Raw genomic sequence first — 7,573 nt, 5'->3', positions numbered from 1 at the left:
ACCATGGTAGTAGTTTAATACTACTCACATCACCCGCGGGCGAACCTCTGCAAATAGGCCGCTGCTGCGGCGCGCGACTCCGGGTCACCCAGCGCGGCGACCAGCGAGTCGGCGTCGCTCCAGGCCCGCGCGGCGCCGACCATCCCTTCGGTGACCGCGTTGGTGTGGCGCTTGGTGACGGTCAGGGTGAGCGCCGACTTGCCGACCAGCTCACCGACCAGCTCGTCGACCGCGGCGTCGAGACCCGACGCGGGAACCACCCGGTTCAGAAAGCCGGCTGCCAACGCTTCGGCGGCGCTGAACGGACGGCAGGTCATCACCAGCTCCTTGGTCCGGGCCGGACCGATCTCGCGTACCAGCCTGGGGATGCCGCCCCAGGCGAGTGGAATCCCCAGGTCGACCTCGGGGATGGAGAAGCGGGTGTCGTCCGCCGCGATGCGCAGGTCGCACGCCGCAACGAGCACCACCGCGCCCCCCACACAGTGGCCGTGGATTCTGGCGACGGTTACCGCCCGCATCGCCTCGACGGCCTCGGCCATCCGTCGTCCGGTGTCGGCCGCCGCACGCCGGTCGGCGGAATCCGCCGACGCCGATGCGAAAGACGCCAGGTCCGCCCCGGCGCTGAACGCCCGGCCCCGCCCGGAAACCACCACCACCTTGACTTCCGCGGCGGTGTCGAGTTGGCGGGCGGCCTCCACCAGTTCGGTGCAGGTCGTGGTGCCCAGCGGGTTCAGCTTGTCCGGTCGGTTCAGCCTGATAGCCGCCCGGGGGCCGTCGACTGTCACCTCGATCTCGGAGAATTTCATGCTTCACCGTACGTTGGGGACAGGGCAGTAGTCAGTTTCGACATTGCCGCTTCGCAGGTCGAGGCCCTGCCGGCGCTGTACGCCGACTGTTCCGCAGTCGTGCCCACCACCGGACCCCCGAACACACTCATCCGACCCGGCTGGCCGACGGCGTTGCCGTCTTCACGGCGCTGGTCGAGGGCGCACGGGCGCCGGTGTCGACGGGACGTTGTCTGTGGTAGACGGTATGAAGCACGCGTTTCCTGATCGTCTGGATCGCCTGCTCTGCGGAGGACGACGAGGAAATCCGCAGGATCGCCCCTGGCACGCCGGAGGAACACCGCGATGACTCACCCTCGCGCACACGCCGACTTTGACGCCGTCGTCGTCGGCGCCGGCTTCGGCTTCGGCTTCGGCTTCGGCGGGATTTACTTGCTGCACAAGCTCCGCGACGAACTCGGACTGTCGGTGCGGGCGTTCGACAAGGCCGGCGGAGTCGGGGGGACCTGGTTCTGGAACCGCTCTCCGGGGGCGTTGTCCGACAGCGAGGCGTTCGTGTACCAGTACGCCTTCGACCCGGGCCTGTCGCAGGAGTGGGAGCTCACCAGGAGGTACGCGGCGCAGCCGCAGATCCTGGCGTACCTCGAACATGTCGTCGACCGCTACGGCCTGGCCCGCGAGATGGCGCTGAACACCGGTGTCACGTCGGCGCACTTCGACGAGCCGCGCAAGCTGTGGAGCGTCGTCACCGACACCGCCGAGACGCTCACGGCGCATCACCTGATCACCGCGCTTGCTCCGCAGGTCGGGCATCTGACGGTGTTTCAGCGCTCGCCGCAGTACAGCGTGCCCAGCGGCAACGGTCCGCTGCCCTGCGAGTTCGCCGACGCGATCAAGGCCAACTCCCCCTCGATCTGGGCCGACGTCCGAAACTCCGCTCTCGGATTCGGATTCGGATTCGGGTTCGCTGAGAGCACCGTGCCTTTGATGAGCGGCCTCTGATGAGGGTGTCCGACGAGGAGCGCCGGCGGGTGTTCCAGGAGGCATGGGATGCCGGCGGGGGCTTCCGCTTCATGTTCGCCACGTTCGGTGACCTCGTCACCGACGCAGACGCGAACGAGGCCGCCGCCGCCTTCGTTCGCGGCAAGATCGCGGAGGTCACCCCGACCGGGGTCCGCACCCGCGACGGCGTGGAGCACCGGTTGGACGTGTTGATCTTGGCGACCGGTTTCGACGCGATGGACCGCAGTTACACCCGGATGTACACCCGGATGGATCTGCGCGGTCGCGGCGGCACCTCCCTGGCCGATCACTGGCGCGCTGCTCCGACCAGTTACCTCGGCGTCGCGACGACGGGCTTTCCGAACATGTTCATGGTCCTGGGACCCAACGGTCCGTTCGCCAATATGCCCCCGTGCATCGAGGCTCAGGGCGACTGGATCTGCGATCTGCTTGCCACGGCGGCGCGGGCCGGCGTCACCACGATCGAGACGACGGCCGCGGCGGAAAGCAAATGGACGTCGCCCTGCGCGGAGCTCGCGGACGCGACGTTGTTCTCCAAGGCCGAATCCTGGATCTTCGGTGCGAACATCCCGGGTAAAACCCGCACGGTCATGTTCTACATGGGTGGGATCGCGCGGTACCGCGACGAACTCGACCGGGTTGTCGAGAACGGCTACCTGGGCTTTGAGCTGCGCAGCCGGGCCCGCGGTGCTTGACGACGGCGCGGCCGCGGCGGCGGCGTTGCGCGCAGGATCGCCCGGCCGCGCGGCGATCCGGTACGCCTCGGTGGCCTCGCTCGGCGGCTTGCTGTTCGGCTACGACATCTCGGTGACCAACGGCGCCGTCAAATCGTTGCAGGCGCAGTTCCAGATCGGCGACGCCGGCCTGGGTTTGGCGGTCGCGGCGGCGCTGATGGGCGCCGCCGCCGGAGCGGTGATCGCCGGGCGGGTCGCGGACCGGACGGGGCGCCTGGCGATGATGAAACTTTCGGCAGCGCTGGTGTTCGCGTGCGGGCTGGGCGCCGGGCTGGCGAGCAGTGTCTGGATGTTCGCCGCCTTCCACGCCGTCGGCGGCATCGGGATCGGCGTGTCCGCTGCGATCGTTCCCGCCTATATCGCCGAGATATCCCCGCCCGGCGTCCGCGGCCGGCTCGTCTCACTGCAGCAGCTGGGCGTCGTCTGCGGGATTTTCCTGGCACTGGCGGTCGGCGTGCTGCCGTTTCATGTCGCCGGCGGCGCGCACGGGCAGGCGTGGCTGGGACTGGCCGCCTGGCGCTGGACGTTCCTCGGCGAGATGGTCCCGGCGCTGGTCTATGGAGCACTGCTGTTCACCATCCCGGAGTCACCGCGCTACCTCGTTGCGGCGCAACGCAGTACCGAGGCGCGCCGGGTTCTGCGCACGTTGGGCCTCGACGCGGAGACCCTGGTGGGCGCCATCGCCGAGACGGTCCGACACGAGACGCCGCCGTCGTGGCGTGACCTGCGCACGCCGACCGGCGGGCTGGTGCCCATCGTGTGGGTTGGGTTGGGGCTGGCGGTCTTTCAGCAGCTCGTCGGCATCACGGTGATCTTTTACTACTCCGACGCGCTGTGGCAGCAGGTCGGGTTCGGCGAGCAGTCGTCGACTGTCATCGCTCTGGTCACGTCGGTGGTCAACGTCGCGATCACCCTGGCGGCCATGGCGCTGATCGACAGGATCGGCCGCAGGCCGCTGCTGCTGGCCGGCTCGGCGGGCATGACGGTGACGCTGGCGACGATGGCGATCGTGTTGGGCAGCGCGCCGACGGTCGACGGCAGGCGTGTCCTCGGCGGGGCTTGCGGGCTGACCGTGCTGGTCGCCGCGAACCTTTTCGTCGTCGCATTCGGCATTTCCTGGGGCCCGGTCCTCTGGGTTCTGTTGGGGGAGATGTTTCCCAACCGCATCCGGTCGGTCGCGCTCGGGCTGGTCTCGGCTGCCCAGTGGTTGACCAACTGGGCTGTCACCGTGACCTTTCCGGCGCTGCGCCACACGCTCGGGTTCGCCTACGGCTGCTATGCGACGAGCGCGGCGCTGTCGTTCCTGTTCGTGTGGCGGTGGGTCCGCGAGACCAGAGGGGTGCCGCTGGAGGACATGCGCGCCGAGCTGACGGGAGACCAAGAGTAGCGTGATCACGTGTTCTACGCCCGGCGAACCGCCGCCCCGCCGCCCGAACAATCCTCTCTCACCATCGGCACGCTGCCACGACAACACGTAGCGCTGTCCTGCGGAACGGTGTCCTACCTGAGGCATGGCCGGGGCCCGAGCCTGCTGCTCGTCCACGGCATCCCCACCTCGGCGCGGTTGTGGGAGCCGCTCTTGGGAGCCCTGGGTGAGCATTTCGACTGCATCGTCCCCGACGTGCTCGGTCTCGGGCGTTCCCGCCCCGCGCCCGGCGCGGACCTGGCCAGCCCGGGACAAGCCGACATGCTCGCCGAGCTGCTCGACTCGCTCGGCATAGACGAGACCCTGCTCGTGCTGCACGACCAGGGCGGCGCGCACGGGCAGCAGCTGTTGGTCCGGCACGGGTCGCGGGTACGCGCCGTGGTCTTCTGCGATGTCGTGTGCTTCGACAACTGGCTGGTCCCGGTGATTGATGTGCTCTCGCAGTTGACGCGCCACCCGGGGGTGGTCCGCGCACTGGGTCGTCGCCGCGTGCTCCAGCTTCCGATGCGCACCGTCTACCCGCTGCCGCAGACCGTCGTGCGCGGCCCGCTGCCCCGAGCCCTGGTCGACGACTGGTTCCACCCCCTCGACACCGGCGACGGCCTAGACGACTGGTGTCGCTACGTGCGTTCCCAGGATCCGCGCTGGACGATCGAGGCGGTGCCCACGCTGCAGGCCTGGACGAAGCCGGCCCACGTGATCTGGGCGGCGTCGGATCGCTTCCTGCCACCGTCGTGGGCGGTGCGGCTGGCACACACTATTCCCGGCGCCGATGACCGCCCGACACTGCTCGCCGACGCCGGCCATTTCTTCCAACCCGAGGTGCCCGTTACGGCCTCGGCGGCGCTGCTCGATTTCCTGCTGCGTTTCGTCTGACCGCCGCCGGCGGCGAAACTGGGGTGACCGTCGCGTCGCGCGCATGACAGAATCGCTGCCCGTGAAGACCTTCGAGGATTTGTTCGCCGAACTCGGCGAGCGTGCCCGCACCCGGCCGCCGGGCAGTGCCACGGTGGCCGCGCTGGACGGTGGGGTGCACGCGCTGGGCAAAAAGGTCCTGGAGGAAGCCGGCGAGGTGTGGCTGGCTGCCGAGCACGAAGCCGCCGACGCGCTCGCCGCAGAGATCAGCCAGCTGTTCTACTGGACGCAAGTGCTGATGATCGCGCGCGGGCTGACGCTCGACGACGTGTACCGGAACCTGTGATGGCCGCCGCTCACCCGGCCGGCGTGGCGCCGCGGCTGCGGGTCGCCGTTCCGAACAAGGGCGCGTTGAGCGAGCCGGCCGCCGAGATCCTCGCGGAGGCCGGCTATCGGCGCCGGACCGACCCGAAGGACCTGACGGTCATCGACCCGGTCAACAATGTCGAGTTCTTCTTCCTGCGGCCCCGGGACATCGCCATCTACGTCGGGTCCGGCGAACTCGACTTCGGAATCACCGGACGCGATTTGGCGCGCGAGTCGCAGGCCCCGGTGTCCGAGCGCCTGGCGCTGGGATTTGGATCGTCGAGCTTCCGTTACGCGGCCCCCGCCGGGCGGGATTGGACGATAGCCGACCTCGCCGGGCGGCGGATCGCCACCGCCTATCCGAATCTGGTGCGAAACAACCTGGCCGACAACGATATTGATGCGACCGTCATCCGGCTCGACGGCGCTGTGGAGATCTCGGTGCAGCTCGGGGTCGCCGATGCGATCGCCGACGTCGTCGGGTCCGGCCGCACCCTGAGCCTGCACGACCTGACGCCCTTCGGGGAACCGCTGTGTGATTCGGAGGCGGTGCTCATCGAACACGCGGGCCCGGACGCCGGCAGCGGCGGGCCCGGCACCGCAGGCAACCAACTAGTGGCCCGGGTGCAGGGCGTGGTGCTCGGGCAGCAGTACCTGATGCTGGACTACGACTGTCCGCGATCGGTGCTCGACGACGCCACGTCGATCACGCCGGGACTGGAGTCACCCACCATCGCCCCGCTCGCCGACCCGGCGTGGGTGGCGGTCCGCGCGTTGGTGCCGCGCCGGGACGTCAACGCGATCATGGACGAACTCGCCGCCATCGGAGCCACCGCGATCCTGGCCTCCGAAATCAGGTTTTGCCGGTTCTGAACCCACGGCGCCGATGCCGGCGCCGACGCTGTGTTAGCGTCCGGCTGTTCATGTCCTGCCGGGAGGGCCGCCGTGACGCATCTGCTTGTCCTGCTGCTTGCCCTGCTGGTCGGCGTCGTCGCGGGCCTGCGTCCGCTGGTTGCTCCCGCTGTGATCGCCTGGGCCGCGGCGCTGCACTGGATCAACCTCGACCGAACGTGGGTGTCGTGGCTGAGCCAACCGGTCACGGTCGCGGTGCTCAGCGTTGTGGCGGTCGCCGAACTGGTCGTCGACAAGCTGCCTGCGACACCGCGCCGCACCGCTGCGGTCCCGTTTGTCGCCCGGATCATCCTGGGCGCCTTCGCGGGAGCCGTCATCGGCACCGCGTGGGCCTACACCTGGACCGCGCTGGGCGCCGCCGTCGTCGGCGCCGTGCTGGGCACGGTGGGCGGCTACCGGGCGCGCACCCGACTGGTGGCCGGACACGGCCACGACCTGCCCATCGCGCTGTTGGAGGACGCGGTCGCGGTACTGGGCGGTGTCGCGATCGCCACCATGACAGCTGTTCTGTGACAAGGCATTTCAGCCTGACTGAGGCCGCGTCACCCACACCGTCGGTGCCCGGTCATGCCGCCGGCGTGTGCGGCAGCGTGCCGGCGCCGTCCTCGCCCGGCCAGCCGGGGTAGGGCGGCGGCGTGCCGCCGAAGATCGGGCAGTGCGCATGGTGCGGGCACCAGTCGCACAGCCGCGACGCTCGGGGACGGAAATCCCCAGTGGAGCCTGCGGATTGGATGGCTCGCCAGATCGCGATCAGCGTCTTCTCGAAGCGCAGGAGCTCGTCTTCGTCGGGGGAGTAGTCCAGCAGCTCGCCGTCGGCCAGGTAGATCAGCCGGAGCCGGGTGGGCAGCACGCCCCGCGAGCGCAGCAGCGCCACCGCGTAGAACTTCATCTGGAACAGCGCCTTGAACTCCGCGAGCGCCCGCGCCGCCGGCGGTGCCTTGCCGGTCTTGTAGTCCACCACGCGCAGCTCGCCGGTGGGCGCGACGTCGATCCGGTCGATGTAGCCGCGCAGCGGTGTGCCGTCGGCCAGTTCCACCTCGATGCGCTGCTCGCAGCTCTGCGGGTCGAACCGGGTGGGGTCCTCCAACCGGTAGTAGCCGGACAGCAAGGCGCGGGCCTCGTCGAGCAGGGCGCTGCGCTGTTCGGCGTCGAGGGCCGCGGCCAGGCCGGCGTCCCCGGCGACCAGTTGCTCCCAGGCCGGCACCACCAGCGACCGCGCGGTCTCCTGGCCGCGCTGGGGTGCCGGCAGGCTGTAGAGCTGTTCCAGCGCGGCGTGCACCACCGAACCGCGCAGCTGTGCCGTCGACGGCGGCTCAGGCAGCCGGTCGATCGCCCGGAATCGGTACAGCAGCGGGCATTGCTTGAAATCGGTCGCCCGCGAGGGCGACAACGCCGGCGGGGGCCGACGGGGGGTTGCACCGGGCTGGTCGTTCATACCGGCAGCCTAGATTCGGGTCCCGACAACGTCCCGA

The 7,573-nt window shown here is 69.6% G+C and carries 9 protein-coding genes; 7 read left to right on the top strand and 2 right to left on the bottom strand.

Features of this window, described 5'->3' with window-relative positions; genetic code table 11:
* Positions 1-29: 29 nt before the first annotated feature.
* On the bottom strand, positions 30-806 hold the full coding sequence (locus tag ABDW21_RS15435) for an enoyl-CoA hydratase/isomerase family protein (RefSeq protein ID WP_343602794.1): 777 nt from the start codon (positions 804-806) through the stop codon (positions 30-32).
* Positions 807-1,130: 324 nt separating this feature from the next.
* Between ABDW21_RS15435 and ABDW21_RS15430 the strand changes: the two genes are divergently transcribed.
* From ABDW21_RS15430 to ABDW21_RS15400, 7 genes are all read left to right on the top strand, one after another.
* A complete protein-coding gene (locus ABDW21_RS15430) occupies positions 1,131-1,787 on the top strand; it encodes a hypothetical protein (protein ID WP_343602793.1) in 657 nt (218 codons plus the stop codon).
* On the top strand, positions 1,787-2,503 hold the full coding sequence (locus ABDW21_RS15425; RefSeq protein ID WP_343602792.1) for a hypothetical protein: 717 nt from the start codon (positions 1,787-1,789) through the stop codon (positions 2,501-2,503). The genes ABDW21_RS15430 and ABDW21_RS15425 overlap by 1 nt, the downstream gene beginning before the upstream one ends.
* Positions 2,496-3,929: a sugar porter family MFS transporter gene (locus ABDW21_RS15420; RefSeq protein ID WP_343602791.1), complete on the top strand. Its 1,434-nt coding sequence runs from the start codon at positions 2,496-2,498 to the stop codon at positions 3,927-3,929. The genes ABDW21_RS15425 and ABDW21_RS15420 overlap by 8 nt, the downstream gene beginning before the upstream one ends.
* A 9-nt stretch (positions 3,930-3,938) precedes the next feature.
* The gene (locus tag ABDW21_RS15415) at positions 3,939-4,844 is read left to right on the top strand and encodes an alpha/beta hydrolase (RefSeq protein WP_343602790.1); all 906 of its coding nucleotides are present in this window, start codon (positions 3,939-3,941) and stop codon (positions 4,842-4,844) included.
* Positions 4,845-4,887: 43 nt separating this feature from the next.
* On the top strand, positions 4,888-5,169 hold the full coding sequence (locus tag ABDW21_RS15410) for a phosphoribosyl-ATP diphosphatase (protein ID WP_343602788.1): 282 nt from the start codon (positions 4,888-4,890) through the stop codon (positions 5,167-5,169).
* Positions 5,169-6,062, top strand: coding sequence for an ATP phosphoribosyltransferase (gene hisG / locus ABDW21_RS15405; protein WP_343602786.1), 894 nt, complete (start codon positions 5,169-5,171; stop codon positions 6,060-6,062). Before ABDW21_RS15410 ends, hisG begins: the two co-directional genes overlap by 1 nt.
* Positions 6,063-6,134: 72 nt before the next feature.
* Positions 6,135-6,614, top strand: coding sequence for a DUF4126 family protein (locus ABDW21_RS15400; RefSeq protein ID WP_343602784.1), 480 nt, complete (start codon positions 6,135-6,137; stop codon positions 6,612-6,614).
* Positions 6,615-6,666: 52 nt separating this feature from the next.
* On the opposite strand, the gene ABDW21_RS15395 is transcribed toward ABDW21_RS15400, so the two are convergent.
* Positions 6,667-7,536 carry a RecB family exonuclease gene (locus tag ABDW21_RS15395; protein WP_343602782.1) on the bottom strand — a complete coding sequence of 290 codons (870 nt, stop codon included), beginning with the start codon at positions 7,534-7,536 and terminating at the stop codon, positions 6,667-6,669.
* Positions 7,537-7,573 lie beyond the last annotated feature (37 nt).

This window comes from Mycobacterium sp., assembly GCF_039583805.1.
Classification (GTDB): Bacteria; Actinomycetota; Actinomycetes; order Mycobacteriales; family Mycobacteriaceae; genus Mycobacterium.
This window is presented reverse-complemented; position numbering and strand designations above follow the sequence as displayed.